Annotated in this window: 10 protein-coding genes; 2 read left to right on the top strand and 8 right to left on the bottom strand. The window is 67.4% G+C overall.

Annotation, left to right across the window (positions count from 1 at the left end; all coding sequences use genetic code 11):
* Positions 1–309: 309 nt before the first annotated feature.
* From ACTJJX_RS29505 to ettA, 5 genes are all read right to left on the bottom strand, one after another.
* Positions 310–1,587 carry an efflux RND transporter periplasmic adaptor subunit gene (locus ACTJJX_RS29505; protein ID WP_003116277.1) on the bottom strand — a complete coding sequence of 426 codons (1,278 nt, stop codon included), beginning with the start codon at positions 1,585–1,587 and terminating at the stop codon, positions 310–312.
* The gene (locus tag ACTJJX_RS29500; RefSeq protein ID WP_003456774.1) at positions 1,577–3,058 is read right to left on the bottom strand and encodes a TolC family protein; all 1,482 of its coding nucleotides are present in this window, start codon (positions 3,056–3,058) and stop codon (positions 1,577–1,579) included. The genes ACTJJX_RS29505 and ACTJJX_RS29500 overlap by 11 nt, the downstream gene beginning before the upstream one ends.
* Positions 3,051–4,244, bottom strand: a complete 1,194-nt coding sequence (locus ACTJJX_RS29495) for an ABC transporter permease (protein ID WP_016852126.1) — start codon at positions 4,242–4,244, stop codon at positions 3,051–3,053. The genes ACTJJX_RS29500 and ACTJJX_RS29495 overlap by 8 nt, the downstream gene beginning before the upstream one ends.
* A complete protein-coding gene (locus ACTJJX_RS29490; RefSeq protein ID WP_003103142.1) occupies positions 4,241–4,927 on the bottom strand; it encodes an ABC transporter ATP-binding protein in 687 nt (228 codons plus the stop codon). The genes ACTJJX_RS29495 and ACTJJX_RS29490 overlap by 4 nt, the downstream gene beginning before the upstream one ends.
* A 506-nt stretch (positions 4,928–5,433) precedes the next feature.
* Entirely contained in the window at positions 5,434–7,098 is a 1,665-nt protein-coding gene (gene ettA / locus ACTJJX_RS29485; RefSeq protein ID WP_003094829.1) for an energy-dependent translational throttle protein EttA, read from the bottom strand.
* Between the two features lie 110 nt (positions 7,099–7,208).
* On the opposite strand from ettA, the gene ACTJJX_RS29480 reads away from it, so the two are divergent.
* Together ACTJJX_RS29480 and escR are read left to right on the top strand one after the other, a co-directional pair.
* On the top strand, positions 7,209–7,394 hold the full coding sequence (locus tag ACTJJX_RS29480) for a hypothetical protein (protein WP_003161413.1): 186 nt from the start codon (positions 7,209–7,211) through the stop codon (positions 7,392–7,394).
* 196 nt (positions 7,395–7,590) lie between these two features.
* Positions 7,591–8,109: a TetR/AcrR family transcriptional regulator EscR gene (escR, locus tag ACTJJX_RS29475; RefSeq protein ID WP_003094834.1), complete on the top strand. Its 519-nt coding sequence runs from the start codon at positions 7,591–7,593 to the stop codon at positions 8,107–8,109.
* Between the two features lie 50 nt (positions 8,110–8,159).
* Here escR and oprJ read toward each other — a convergent pair whose 3' ends face one another.
* The 3 genes from oprJ to mexC are packed head-to-tail and all read right to left on the bottom strand — an operon-like array spanning position 8,160 to position 13,927.
* Positions 8,160–9,599: a multidrug efflux transporter outer membrane subunit OprJ gene (oprJ, locus tag ACTJJX_RS29470; protein WP_016852127.1), complete on the bottom strand. Its 1,440-nt coding sequence runs from the start codon at positions 9,597–9,599 to the stop codon at positions 8,160–8,162.
* A 5-nt stretch (positions 9,600–9,604) separates the two neighbouring features.
* Complete coding sequence (mexD, locus tag ACTJJX_RS29465; RefSeq protein ID WP_016852128.1) at positions 9,605–12,736, bottom strand: multidrug efflux RND transporter permease subunit MexD; 3,132 nt, start codon at positions 12,734–12,736, stop codon at positions 9,605–9,607.
* A gap of 27 nt (positions 12,737–12,763) precedes the next feature.
* Entirely contained in the window at positions 12,764–13,927 is a 1,164-nt protein-coding gene (gene mexC, locus ACTJJX_RS29460; protein ID WP_003116286.1) for a multidrug efflux RND transporter periplasmic adaptor subunit MexC, read from the bottom strand.
* Position 13,928: the final 1 nt, after the last annotated feature.

Raw genomic sequence — 13,928 nt, 5'->3', positions numbered from 1 at the left:
CCACCTGGCCGACCTCCGCGAACGCAGGCCTGACAGGGCTGGCAATCACCACGAAGGGGCAGTGGACCAGTCAACGACGGGAGCCAGAGTACGGTCAGCGCGGCTCTGGAAAAGCCTAGCGAAAGAAGGGGGTTGCCCCTCCGAAGGAAGGTCGGTGAATGCCGTGGAGGGCGGACGAAGCGTCGTCGCGAAGGAATCCTGATACCTCTGTCAACATCCGCGTCGGGAAGAAACGCACCATGACGGGGCGTACCTACCAGAATTGGCAGCTCGCGAAGCCACCCAGCCAACCCAAAGTTAGGTTGCCAACTATCGGTCGGACGAGGACGGCACGCGAACGAGACCCGGCTGCAACTCGAACACCTCCACGCCCTCCGGCGTGGAGCGTCCGATCTTGACCTGTTGCGCCATCACGCTGGCGCCGGGAGCCTGGCGAAAGTCCACGAACAGCCGGTCACCCTCGTGGCGTATCGCCTCCGGCGGCACGACGATGGCCTGTTCGTTGCGATAGGTGGTGACCGTCAGCTTGGCGCTCATTCCCAGACGAATCTTCTGCAACTGGCGGGGATCAAGCGGCGCTACCGACACCGTCACCTCGAACTGCGGGCTGCCTCCCTGGGCCATGCCGGGCAGAGCCTGACCACCGAGGGCGGCGATGACGCCCGCCAGCGTGGTGCCCTCGAAGCCGTCGCCACTGATTTCCACCGCCTGCCCTTCGCGCAACTGGTTGATATCCAGTTCGGAAACCTTCGCAGATACCTTCAGCCGCTCGACGCTGGCCAGGCCGAACAACGCCTGGCCCTGCCCCAGCTTGCTACCGGCCTGCACCGGTTCGCGGCTGCCCTGCTCGCCAGCCAGGCCGGGCGCCGCGACGACGATACCGGCAAAGGGCGCGCGCACCGTACGGCCATCCAGCTGGGCCTGCAGCGTCTCGTATTTCACGCTGGCGTTGGCCAGGTCCATTTCGGCGATCTGGCGATTCTCGCCCTGCCCCTTGGCGCGGGTCGACTCCACTTCCCGCCGGGCCGCCTCCAGGTCCATGCGCTGCTGGCTGGCCTGTTGTTCGAGATCGTCGAGTTCGTTGCGCGGGACGATCCCGCGCTGGAACAGCTCGCGGGTCTCGCGCAACTTGCGCTCGGTGCTGCTCTGCGCCAGCTGCGCGCTGCGCAGGGCACGACGGACCCGCGCCATGTCCTCGCCACGCTCCCAGTCGCGCAGGTCCTGCAGGGTGCGACGGGCCTTGAGCAACGCCGACTGTGCCTCGCGCACCTGCACGGCGATCTCGCGGGTGTCCATGCGCAGCAGCTCCTGTCCTTCCGCGACCCGCTGTCCCGGCTCCACCAGCAGCGCCTCGACATTGCCGGCGAAGGGCGCCGCCAGGGTCACCACGCGCCCCGGTTCCAGGCGTCCGACCAGGCCGATCTGATGCACCAGCGGGGCCGCCCGTACGGCGACCCAGCGCTCCCCTTCCGTGCGTTTCGCGGTGCCGCCGGCGAGGACCAGCCAGGCCAGCGCCGCGACAACCGCCAGGCCGGCGGCGAGCGACAATGCCGGCCGGCGCAGGAAGGAAAACCGGTCAGTGGTCATTGAGCGAAATCTCCCAGCTATCCAGGGTCATGCCGACGATCAGGTCGAGCTGCGTCTGCGCATTGAGAAACGAGATCAGGGCATTCAATTGGGTGTTCTCGACGTTGCGCAGGTCGGTCTCGAAGCTCAGCACCTGGAAGTTGCTCGAACGCCCGACGCGCAACTTTTCCCGTTCGATCTCCAGCTTGCGCCGCGACAAGGCGGTGGCGCGCTGGGCGATCTGGTACTGGCGCCAGCGCGTGCCGAGGTCGCGCACCGCATCGATGACGTTCTGCTCCAGGGTCTGCCGGGCATCCTCGATCAGGATCTTCTGGTTCTCCACGTCGACCTGGGCGCGCACCTCGGCCTGCCGGCGGCTGAGGTCGCCGATGGGAATTTCCACCTGTACCCCGGCGTAGCTGTCCCAACTGCGTGAATTGTCACCACCGCCCTCGCTGTAGCGGTCGCGGATCTGGCTGGCGCCGCCCACCAGCGAGACATCCCACAGGCGCTGGTTCTTCGCCAGCACCAGGTTGAGGTCGGCCTGGCGACTGCCGATCAGGCGTTGCAGGTATTCCGGTTGCTGCTGCAGGGCGGTCCTGATCGCCTGCTGGCGGTCGACCTCGATCGGCGTGGCGGCCAGCGCATCGCTGGCGCGGATTTGCGTCGACAGGTCCAGCGCCAGCAGTTGCAGCAGGGCCAGGCGTGCGCTGTCGACCTGGTTGGTGGACTCCTCGACATTGAGCTCCTGGCTGGCGACGTCGGCCTCGGTCTGCACGATCTCGAATTCGGCCATTCGCCCGGCGCGGATCATCGCCCGGTTGACCTCGAGCAGCTCCTGGGTCCGCGCCAGGGCTTCGCGAGCGATGCGCGCCTGCTCCTGGGCGCGCAGCAGCTCCCGGTAGGCGCCGATGACCTGGCTGATGGTCTGCGACACGCTGGCCTTGAGTTGCAGGCGATTGGCGTCTTCGGAGAGACGTGCCAGGCGCAGCGGCGCGGTGGTGACGTCCCAGCCCGCATCGCGCAGCAACGGCTGGACGACGGTCAGGTCGAGGCCATCGCTGCGGTAGCGCCCGGCCTCGTCGGCGGTGCGGAACTGCTTGACCCAGGCCAGGCTGAAGCGAGTGCCATATTCGCCAAGCAGGGTCGCGGTGGGCGAGACATTGCTGGTCCTCGTGCGGTCTTCGGTGGCGCGGTTGGCGCGATAGTCGCCGCGCACCACCAGCTTCGGGTTGAAGGCGTCGGCGGCGACGCGCAGGTCGAACTTCTGCGCGATCCGTTGCAGGTAGGCGCTACGGATTCCACGGTTGTTGCGCAGGCCAAGATAGACCGCGTCGCTCAGGCTGAGGTCGATCACCTGCTCGCTGAGCAGCACCGACCTGCCCTGCTCGCGGGCCATGCTCGGTACGTCCGGACTCAGCGCCGGGTTGACGCTGGCCGCCACCGGAAGAGCGGCGACCAGCCACAGCACGCCCAGGCCCCACCTATTCATCGCGCAGCGCCTCGACCGGTTGCAGGCGAGCCGCCGAGACCGCCGGATAGAGCCCGAAGAACAGCCCCACCAGCAGGGTACTGCCCATCCCCAGCGGCAGGGCCGCGTAGGCCAGGGAGAAGGTCCAGCCGGAGAACCTGGCGTAGAGATACGCAGCCGCCACGCCAAGCACCGCGCCCGACAGCGCGCCCGCGGCGGTCAGGGTCACCGCCTCGATCAGGAACAGGTTGCGGATGTCCCGCTGGCGCGCGCCCAGCGCCATGCGCACGCCGATTTCCCGGCGGCGTTCGGCGACACTCATCAGCATCACGTTCATCACTCCGACGCCGCCGCCGAGCAGGGAGATGATCCCCAGTCCGGCCAGCAGGTAGGTGAAGGTCCGGGTCTGCCGCTTGAGTCCATCGAGCACCTGCTGCGAGACCTGGACCTGCGCCTCGTGACCGGGCAACCGCGCCGTCAGGGCCGCGCCCAGGGCCGCGCCGACGCTATAGACGTCCGCTCCCGGCGAGACCCGCGCCACCACATGGCTGACCTCGGCGGCCGGCTGCAGGCGCGGCATGCCCGGCGCCGGCACGAACAGCGAGTCGTTGGCGGCGAACGGCAAGAGAGCGGCGCTGGCCTGCGGCTGGAGAATGCCGATCACGCGAAACAGATAGTCGTTGACCGTCAGTTGCTCGCCGAGGCGCAGCGGATCGCCGGGCGCCCCCAGGGCCTCGGCGATTGTCGCGCCCACCACCACGTAGGTGTCGTGATCGTCGAAGCGCGAGAGGAAACGTCCTTCGCGCAGCCGCAGCCTGGCGGCAGCCGCGAGCCCGGCGCTGGCGCCGACGATACTGGCGTTGCTGGTGCGTCCGTGAAAGGTCACCGGCGCCGAGTACAGGCCCAGCGCTGCCAGGTGCTCCAGACCGGCCACGTCGCGGAGCAGCGGTTCGGTGTCGAGCGACGCCGGCATCGGCATCGGCGCCTGCGGGGCGAACGGGAACTGCACCACCAGGGTGTCGGTGCCCATGTCCTTGAAGATGCTCATCGCTTCGTCGGTCGCGTTGCTGCCGATGTTCAGCATCGCGATCACCGATGAACAGCCCATGACGATACCCAGCAACGCCAGCAGCGAGCGGCGCCCCAGCCCGCGAAGACTGGCGAGGGCCTCGTGAAGCAATTGCCGGGGCGACGGGCTGGAGCTCACCGGCAGGCCTCCGCCAGGTCCTCGTGCACCTCGCCATGCCGCACTGTCAGTTGGCGCCCGAGACGGGCGGCCAGGCTGGGATCATGGGTGACCACCACCAGGGTCACCTGGCGCTCGCGGTTGAGGGTGAGGAGCAGCTCCAGCACTTCTTTCGCGGTGCTCGCGTCGAGGTTGCCGGTTGGTTCGTCGGCGAGGATCAGCGCCGGCTCACCGACCAGCGCGCGAGCGATGGCGACGCGCTGCCGCTGGCCGCCGGAGAGGTCCGCCGGACGATGGCCGGCGCGCTCGGCCAGGCCGACCCGGGCGAGCATCGCCTCGGCCCGCTCCAGTGCCTCGCGGCGCGGCATCCCTCGATAGCTCAGGGGCAGCGCGACGTTGTCCAGCGCGTTCAGCCGCGGCAACAGGTTGAAGCTCTGGAAGACGAAGCCGATCAGGCGGTTGCGGATCGCCGCCAGTCGGTCCCCGTCGACGCTGAAGATGTCGTGCTCGGCGAAGCGGTAGGCACCGCTGTCCGGGCGGTCGAGCAGGCCGAGGATATTCAGCAGGGTGCTCTTGCCCGAGCCCGACGCGCCGACGATCGCGCAGCTTTCTCCGGGAAAGATGTCCAGGCAGACGTCTTTCAGTATCTGCAGCGGCTGCCCCCCCAGGAGGTAGCCCTTGCCGATCCCCCGCAGGGAGATCAATGATTCGTGCTTGTTTGTTGTTGGCATTCGCACCCGACCGCTCGCATCCCTTCAAGGCCCGCCCGGTCGTACCGCCGCAAGGCCGGCGATACAGGCCGAACGGCCATACTGCTGATGATGGAGACAGCGCACAAGCCGCCACCACCGGCAACGCTACCCCGAGGCGCCAGCGCCGAGCGAAGGTAGCGGCTGGTCCGCCCGGCCAATGCCGGTACTCGATTCCGCCGGGCTTCGCCATATGGCGCGGCCTCTCCGGGCAGGCGGTATTGAGCGCACGGATCGGCTGCGCAGACCACTAGCAGAGCTGACACCATCGCAGCCGTCGATGCACCCCCATCTTTAGTTAGGTGAAGGCTCAGGCATGCTGCGTGGGAGCCTCCCCCGGGTACCGCCGATGGAGGTGTCCCTGCGCAGTTCCCATGTTCCCCAGCGCATGGCTCGTTGAATTCCAGGCATGAAAAAACCGCCGGCCGGCAACGCCGGCGGGCGGTTTCTCGAGGGTGCGCTTACGCCAGTTTCTTGTAGCGCACGCGGTGCGGCTGGGCCGCGGCGTCGCCCAGGCGCTTCTTGCGGTCCGCCTCGAACTCGGTGTAGTTGCCTTCGAAGAAGGTCACCTTGCCATCGTCCTCGTAGGAGAGGATGTGGGTGGCGATCCGGTCGAGGAACCAGCGGTCGTGGGAGATCACGATGGCGGAGCCGGGGAAGTCCAGCAGCGCCTCTTCCAGCGCACGCAGGGTTTCCACGTCGAGGTCGTTGGACGGTTCGTCGAGCAGCAGCACGTTGCCGCCCTGCTTCAGGGTCAGGGCCAGGTGCAGACGGCCACGCTCACCGCCGGAGAGGTCCTTGACGAACTTCTGCTGGTCGGCGCCCTTGAAGTTGAAGCGACCGACATAGCTGCGCGACGGGACTTCGTAGTTGCCGATCTTGATCTGCTCGAAACCGTCGGAAACCTGCTCCCACACGGTCTTGTTGCCTTCCAGGCTGTCACGGCTCTGGTCGACGCTGGCGATCTGCACGGTCTCGCCGATCTCGATGGTGCCGGAGTCCGGCTGCTCCTTGCCGGTAAGCATGCGGAACAGGGTCGACTTGCCCGCGCCGTTGCCGCCGATCACACCGACGATGGCGCCCTTGGGAATGCTCAGGGACAGGTTGTCGATCAGCACGCGGTCGCCGTAGCCCTTGGTCACATTGTGCAGTTCGATGACCTTGTCGCCCAGGCGCGGACCGGCCGGGATGTAGATCTCGTTGGTCTCGCTGCGCTTCTGGAATTCCTGCGACTGCAGTTCCTCGAAGCGCTGCAGGCGCGCCTTGGACTTGGCCTGGCGGCCCTTGGCGCCCTGGCGTACCCACTCCAGCTCGGCCTTCATGGCCTTGGCGTGGGAGGCTTCCTGCTTGGCTTCCTGGGCCAGGCGGGCGGCCTTGGATTCCAGCCAGCCGGAGTAGTTGCCTTCGAACGGGATGCCATGGCCACGGTCGAGTTCGAGGATCCAGCCGGCGACGTTGTCGAGGAAGTAGCGGTCGTGGGTGATCGCCACCACGGTGCCGGGGAAGTCGTGCAGGAAATGCTCCAGCCAGGCCACCGAGTCGGCGTCCAGGTGGTTGGTCGGTTCGTCCAGCAGCAGCATGTCGGGAGCCGACAGCAGCAGGCGGCACAGCGCTACGCGGCGCTTTTCGCCGCCGGACAGGTGCTCGACCTTGGCATCCCACGGCGGCAGGCGCAGGGCGTCGGCGGCGACTTCCAGCTGGCGTTCCAGGTTGTGTCCGTCGGATGCCTGCAGGATCGCCTCCAGCTTGGCCTGCTCGGCGGCCAGGGCGTCGAAGTCGGCATCCGGCTCGGCATAGGCGGCATAGACCTCGTCCAGCCGCGCCTGGGCCTGCTTGATCTGGCCGACGGCCTCTTCGACGATGTCGCGCACGGTGGCCTGCGGGTCCAGCTTGGGCTCCTGCGGCAGGTAGCCGACGTTGATCCCCGGCATCGGCCGGGCCTCGCCTTCGATCTCGGTGTCGACGCCGGCCATGATCCGCAGCAGGGTGGACTTGCCCGCGCCGTTCAGGCCGAGCACGCCGATCTTGGCGCCGGGGAAGAACGACAGGGAGATGTCCTTGAGGATTTCACGCTTGGGCGGAACGATCTTGCCGACCCGATGCATGGTGTAGACGTACTGAGCCAAAACGAGCACCTCATGAAGAAAAGGAAAAAAACTCGGCCAAGTATATGACAGACCGAGAGAAAGCTGGCCAGCCACCCCGGTTTTCGTGGGGCGGGGCGCTTTGCCGGCGGATGTTCGCCGTCCGATTCCAGGCCGTTACGGTGACGCTGAGCAGCGTACTGGCCGCCCTTACTGTCTCCGCTACCCTCGTCCTGTCAAAGGCGTTCTGCCTGAGCGAGGCGGCGACCATCGCCCCGTGCGAGGTCTGGGTGGGCCTGGCACTGCTCGCGGCCATGGTGCTGCCGCTCAAGACCTGACGCGAAGCAAGGCGTGGGGAGATCCAGCCTGCTACAATTGATCCAAATCAGTCTCAAAAGAACAAAAAAAACCTCAAAAATGACACTCGCTCCCAGATCCGCCCAGCTACCCGACTCCCCGCACAGGGACAGTCTCGACCCAGCGCCAACCCCGTCGTCTCAGGACCAGCGCCTGCTCAAGGCCCTGGCCACCGCGATGGTCAATCATCCGCGCGCCACCATGGGAGAACTGGCGGAACTGGCAGGAGTGAGCAGGGCAACCCTGAACCGTCATTGCGGTACCCGCGAAGGTCTCAAGCGGCGCCTGGAAAGCCATGCCAGGAGTACCCTCGAACGCCTCACCCACAGCGCCGCCCTGCAGCGGCTGGAGCCGCGGGAAGCGCTACGCGAGCTGATCCGGGAACACCTCGCCCAGCGCGACCTGCTGGCGCTGCTGATGTTCGAGCAGAACCCGGGACGCCAGGCCGGGCATGGGGACGCCAGTTGGCAGTCCTATGTCGAAGCCCTGGACGCCTTCTTCCTGCGCGGCCAGCAGAAGCGTGTGTTCCGTATCGATATCAGCGCGGCGACCTTCAGCGAACTCTTCATCGTCCTGATCTACGGCATGGTCGATGCCGAGCGCCGCGGTCGCGCGGCCAGCGCCGGGTTGTCCGCCACGCTGGAGGAGCTGTTCCTGCGTGGCGCGTCGAACCCCGCACAACCTGCCAGCCCTTGAGCGGGCGGCAGTTGCCACCCGCTAGCACCGTTTCCCACACGTTTACCCGCTCAACTCCTGCCGCCTCGATGTACCACCAGGCTCCGTCCCTCGTCCCAGCCTCCGCCGAGCGCGCGGAACAGGTCGACCAGGGCGATCTGCCGCTGGGTGCTGCCGTCGATGAAGGCGATCTCGTTGAGGAAGCTGCTGCGCTGCGCATCGAGGTAGCGCAGGTGGTTGTCGACGCCACTCTCGTAGCGTGCCTTGGCCAGCTTCAGGGCTTCGTTGCTGCTGTTCGCCAGGGCGCGCAGGGCCTTCTCTTCGCGACGCAGGGTATCGCTGGCCGCCAGGGCGTCGGCGACCTCGCGGAAAGCGGTCTGGATGGTCCCCTCGTAGGCGGCCACCGCCGAATCCTTGCGCGCCTCGGCCAGGCTCAGGTTGGCACGGTTGCGCCCGCCATCGAAGATCGGCAGCGTCAGCGTCGGCAGGAAGCTCCAGGAGCGCGAGCCGCCATCGAACAGGCCGGACATTTCCGCGCTGGAGGTGCCGAAGCTGCCGGTCAGGCTGATGCGCGGGAAGAACGCCGCGCGCGCCGCGCCGATATCCGCGTTGCGCGCCCGCAAACGATGTTCGGCGGCAAGGATGTCCGGGCGTCGCTCGATCAGCTCGGACGGCGTGCCGGGTGCGATGTCCTGCAGCAGCTTCGGCCGCCGCCCCGGACTCCGCGGAATCGCCTGCGCGGCATCGTCGCTACCCAGCAGCAACACCAGCGCGTTGAATGCCTGCTGTTTCTGCCGCAGGTTGCGCTCCTGCTCGGCGCGCGCCTGCTCCACCAGGCCAAGGGCTTCCTGGTAGTCCAGCGCGGTGGCGGCGCCGGCCGCGCGGCGCTGGTCGATCAGGGCGAAGGAATACTCGCGGCTGACCAGGGTCTGACGGGTCAGCGCCAGGCGCCGCAGGGCGCCGTCATAGCTCAGGTAGGCCTGGCTGACCTCGGCGACCAGGGCGATCCGTGCCGCGCGCGCTGCCTCCTCGCTGGCCAGGTACTGTTGCAGGGCTGCGTCGGTCAGGCTCTTGACCCGACCGAAGAGGTCCAGTTCGTACTCCGGCAGGGCCAGCCCGACCTGGTAGCTGCTGGCCACTTCCGAGCGATTGCCGGCGGACAGGTCGGCCGGCTGCCGCTGGCGGTTGCCGGTGGCAGCGGCATTCAGGCCCGGAACCCGGTCGGCGCGCTGGATTCGGTACTGCGCGCGGGCCGCCTCGATATCCAGGAGGGTCTGACGCAGCGAGCGGTTGTTATCCAGGGCCACGCCCACCAGGCGGCGTAGTTCGGCATCGACGATGAAACTCTTCCAATCCAGCGTGTCGATCGCCGCGCCCTGGCGCTGGGCGGCGGCGCCGCTCCAGCTGTCGGCCACCGGCGCGGCGGGACGTTCGTAGGTCGGCGCCATGGAGCAGGCACCGAGGGTCAGGGCGATCAGCAGCGCCGATACGCCGAAAGCAGGTTTGCGCATCTCGTTCACTCCCCGGCCGAAGCGGCCTGTTCGATGGGTGCCGGCTTGCTGCGCAGCAGCGACAGCAGCCAGACGAAACAGATAGGTACGAACAGCACGCCGAGGAAGGTGGCGCTGAGCATCCCGCCGATCACTCCGGTGCCGATGGCACGCTGGCTCGCCGCGCCGGCACCGCTGGCCAGGGCCAGGGGTATCACGCCGAGGATGAACGCCATGGAAGTCATGATGATCGGCCGGAAGCGCAGGCGCGCGGCCTCGATGGCGGCGTCGCGCAGGCTATGCCCCTGCTCCCAGAGTTCCTTGGCGAACTCGACGATGAGAATCGCGTTCTTCGCCGAAAGACCGATGATGGTGATCAGGCCGACCTTGAAATACACGTCGTTGGACATACCGCTGACCATCACCGCGAGCACCGCGCCGATGGCGCCGATCGGCACGATCAGCATCACCGACAGCGGGATCGACCAGCTCTCGTAGAGCGCCACCAGCAACAGGAACACCACCAGGATGGCGAGGGCGAACAGGCTGGTGGCCTGCCCGGCGGAGACCTTCTCCTGATAGGACAGGCCGGTCCACTCGTAGCCGATGCCGGCCGGCAGCTGCGCGGCCAGGCGCTCCATTTCCGCCATGGCTTCGCCGGTGCTGAAGCCGGGCGCGGCGTCACCGACGATGCGGATCGACGGGTAGCCGTTATAGCGCACCAATTGCACCGGTCCCTCTTCCCATTTCACGCTGACGAAGGCGCTGAGCGGTACCAGGTTGCCAGCAGCGTTAGGCACGTATAGCTCGAGCACGCTTTCCGGGGTCATCCGGTTGCCCTGTTCGGCCTGGATCACCACCCGCTGTTGGCGCCCCGCATTGGTGAAGTCGTTGATCACCTCCGAGCCGAAGGCAGCGGACAGCGTGCCGCTGATGGTCTCGAAGCTCACCCCCAGGGCGCGGGCCTTCTCCCGGTCGATCAACAGGCGCAGTTGCGGCGCTTCGGCCAGTCCTTCCATCATCGCGTAAAGGAATTTCGGGTTGGTCTGGATCTCGCCAAGAAGAGTATCGCGAGCCTGCAGCAGCGCTTCGCGGCCGACCCCGCTACGGTCCATCAGGCGCAATGCGAAGCCGCCGGAGTTACCCAGACCGTTGATCGGTGGCGGCGACACGGCCATGACCGTGCCATCGTCGGGCAGCGCGAAATGCTCGTTCAGCGCGGCGATCTCGGCGGCGGCCGACTGCTCGGCGCCTCGCTCGGACCAGTCCTTGAAGGTCGGGAAGGCCAGCGCGGCATTGTCGCCCTGGCCGGAGAAGCTGAAGCCCGAGATCAGGAACGCCGAAGCCACCGCCTCGCGGGACTTGAGGAAGCGCTCGAGCTCCTCGCCGGTGGCATCGGTGCGCACGCGCGAAGCACCAGGCGGCAGTTGCACGTCGACCACCATGTAGCCGAGGTCTTCCGTTGGCACGAAGGCTTCCGGCAGGCGCAGGTAGAAGTAGCCGAGCATGGCCACCAGGCCGGCGTACACCAGCATGAAGCGTCCGGCGCGCGCCACCAGCTTCGAGTTGAGCAGCGAATAGCGCTCGGTGACGCGGGCGAAGCCACGGTTGAAGGCGCCGAAGAAGCCGCGCTTCTCGTGGTGCCCTTCGGGAATGGGCTTGAGCAGCGTGGCGCACAGCGCCGGGGTGAAGGTCAGGGCGAGGAAGCCGGAGAACAGGATCGAGACCGCCAGCGACACCGAGAACTGCTGGTAGATCACCCCCACCGAACCGGCCATGAAAGCCAGCGGCAGGAACACCGCCGAGAGCACCAGGGTGATGCCGACGATGGCGCCGGATACCTGCTTCATCGCCTTGACCGTGGCCTCGGCCGGGGAAATCCCCTCCTCCGCCATGATCCGCTCGACGTTCTCCACCACCACGATGGCGTCGTCCACCAGGATGCCGATCGCCAGGACCATGCCGAACATGGTCATCATGTTCACCGAGAACCCCAGCAGGTACATCACCATCAGTGTACCCAGCAGGCACACCGGCACCACGATGGACGGGATCAGGGTGTAGCGGACGTTCTGCAGGAACAGGAACATCACCAGGAACACCAGGACCATCGCTTCGATCAGGGTGTGGATCACCTTCTCGATGGCCACGTCGACGAAGCGCGAGGTGTCGTAGGGCACGCTGTACTGCATGTCCTCGGGGAAGAACGCCGACAGTTCGGCGAGACGCTGTTTCACCAGGGTAGCGGTCTGGATCGCGTTGGCCCCGGGCGACAGCTGGATCGCCCCGCCCACGGTGGGCGTGCCGTTCAGTCGCGAGGAAATGTTGTAGCTCTCCTTGCCGAGTTCCAGGCGCGCGACATCGGCGAGCCGGACCAGCGAGCCGTCCTCGTTGGCGCGCAGCACTACCTGGCCGAACTCCTGCGGATCGTCCAGGGTGCCCTTCACCGCCAGGGTCGCCGTCAGCTCCTGCGCGGAACTGCCCGGTGCGCTGCCGAAGGCGCCGGCCGGCACCTGCACGTTCTGCCCGCGGATGGCATTGCTCACGTCGTCGATGGAGAGGCCGAAGCCCACCAGCTTCTGCGGATCGATCCAGACCCGCATGGCCGCCTCGGAAGAGAAGAATTGCAGCTTGCCGACGCCCGGCAGGCGCCGCAGCTCGTTGTTGATATTGCGCGCGGCGTAGTCGCCGAGGGCGGTGGTGTCGCTGCGCTGAGCGCCTTCCTTGTAGCTGAGCGCATAGATCAGCAGGAAACCGGCGCTGGTCTGCTCGACCTGCAGGCCCTGGGTCAGCACCGCCTGCGGCATGCGCGCCTCGGCTTTCTTCAGGCGGTTCTGCACGTCCACCTGGGCCAGGTCCGGATCGGTGCCCGGCTCGAAGGTGACGACGATCTCGGCGGTGCCGTTGGAGTTGTTGGTCGACTCGAAGTAGAGCAGGCCCTTGGCGCCGTTCAGCGACTCCTCGAGCACACTGGTGACGGAGTCCACCAGCACCTTCGCCGAGGCGCCGGGATAGGTGGCGGTGATGGTGATCTGTGGCGGCGCGACATTGGGGTACTGCGCTACCGGCAATTTGGAAATGACCAGCAGGCCGGCCAGGGAGATGAACAGGGCCACCACCCAGGCGAAGTTCGGCCGCTTGATGAAGAATTCGGACATCGGAAAATCCTCGGGGCGAACCCGCCCTTACTGTTGCGGCGCAGGTGACTGGGCTTGCGCCTGGGCACCATCCGGCTTCGGCACGATCTTCACCCCCGGCTGCACCGCAGCCAGGCCGCCGACTATGACCCGGTCACCCGGCTCCAGGCCCTCGGTGATCTGCCAGCGCGAACCCTGCATGACGCCGGTACCGACGCTGCGCGACTCGGCGCGCTCGTCGGCGCCCACCACCATCACCTGGGCGCTGCCGTCGCTGGAGCGGTGCACGGCCCGTTGCGGCACCAGGATCGCCTGGTTGTCGATGCCCTGGGGCGTACGTACGCGCACGTACATGCCCGGCAGCAGGACCCCGTCGGGGTTGGCGAACTTGCCGCGCAGGGCGATCTGGCCGGTACCGCGATCCACCGCCACGTCGGCGAACTGCAACGCGCCCTGGCGCTCGTAGGGCGTCCCTTCGACGCGCAGGGTCAGCGCCTGGCTGTCGCCGGCGGCCAAGGTGCCTTTCTTCAGGGCGTCGCGCAGGCGCAGGGCCTCGGCCGCGGTCTGGGTGAAATCCGCATAGATCGGATCGAGCTGCTGGATGCGCGCCATCAGCGTCGCCTCGCCCTGCCCGACCAGCGCGCCCTCGGTCACCAGCGCGCGGCCGATGCGCCCGGAGATCGGCGCAGTGACCGAGGCGTAGCCGAGGTTCAGGCGCGCGGTCTCCAGGTCGGCCTGGGCCGAGCGGGTCGCCGCCTCGGCGCTGCGCAGGTCGGCGGTGGCGGTATCGAAGTCCTGCTGGCTGACCGCCTGGATCTTCACCAGCGGCTCGTAGCGACGCACCCGCGCCTGCGCCTCGAACAGCACCGCGCGGTTCCGCGCCAGCTCACCCTCGGCGCGCGACACCGCAGCCTTCAGCGGTGCCGGATCGATCTGGAACAGCAGGTCGCCAGCCTTGACGTCGGCGCCCTCCTCGAAGCGCTTCCGCACGACGATGCCGGCCACCCGCGCGCGCACCTCGGCGACACGCACCGGTTCGATCCGCCCAGGCAGTTCCGAACTCAGCGCCAGGGGCTCGGCCTGCACCGTCAGGACCTCCACCGGCAACACCATTTCGGCGGCCTCCTGTCGCTCTTCCGCCGGCCCACAACCCGCCAACGCGATGGCCATAGCCAACGCCCCGATCCTTCCTATTGCACGCAAATCAGCCATG

Origin of the sequence: Pseudomonas sp. 22490, from assembly GCF_052044465.1 — a bacterium.
In the GTDB taxonomy this organism is placed as follows: domain Bacteria; phylum Pseudomonadota; class Gammaproteobacteria; order Pseudomonadales; family Pseudomonadaceae; genus Pseudomonas; species Pseudomonas aeruginosa.
Note: the sequence above shows the minus strand (reverse complement) of the source record. Positions and strands in the feature narration are given on the sequence as shown.

Bases quoted from the DNA above. Each gene is read 5' to 3' on its own strand.
- ACTJJX_RS29505 (WP_003116277.1), bottom strand. From the start codon at position 1,587: ATGACCACTGACCGGTTTTCCTTCCTGCGCCGGCCGGCATTGTCGCTC.
- ACTJJX_RS29500 (WP_003456774.1), bottom strand. From the start codon at position 3,058: ATGAATAGGTGGGGCCTGGGCGTGCTGTGGCTGGTCGCCGCTCTTCCG.
- ACTJJX_RS29480 (WP_003161413.1), top strand. From the start codon at position 7,209: ATGTTCGCCGTCCGATTCCAGGCCGTTACGGTGACGCTGAGCAGCGTA.
- escR (WP_003094834.1), top strand. From the start codon at position 7,591: ATGGTCAATCATCCGCGCGCCACCATGGGAGAACTGGCGGAACTGGCA.
- oprJ (WP_016852127.1), bottom strand. From the start codon at position 9,599: ATGCGCAAACCTGCTTTCGGCGTATCGGCGCTGCTGATCGCCCTGACC.
- mexD (WP_016852128.1), bottom strand. From the start codon at position 12,736: ATGTCCGAATTCTTCATCAAGCGGCCGAACTTCGCCTGGGTGGTGGCC.
- mexC (WP_003116286.1), bottom strand. From the start codon at position 13,927: ATGGCTGATTTGCGTGCAATAGGAAGGATCGGGGCGTTGGCTATGGCC.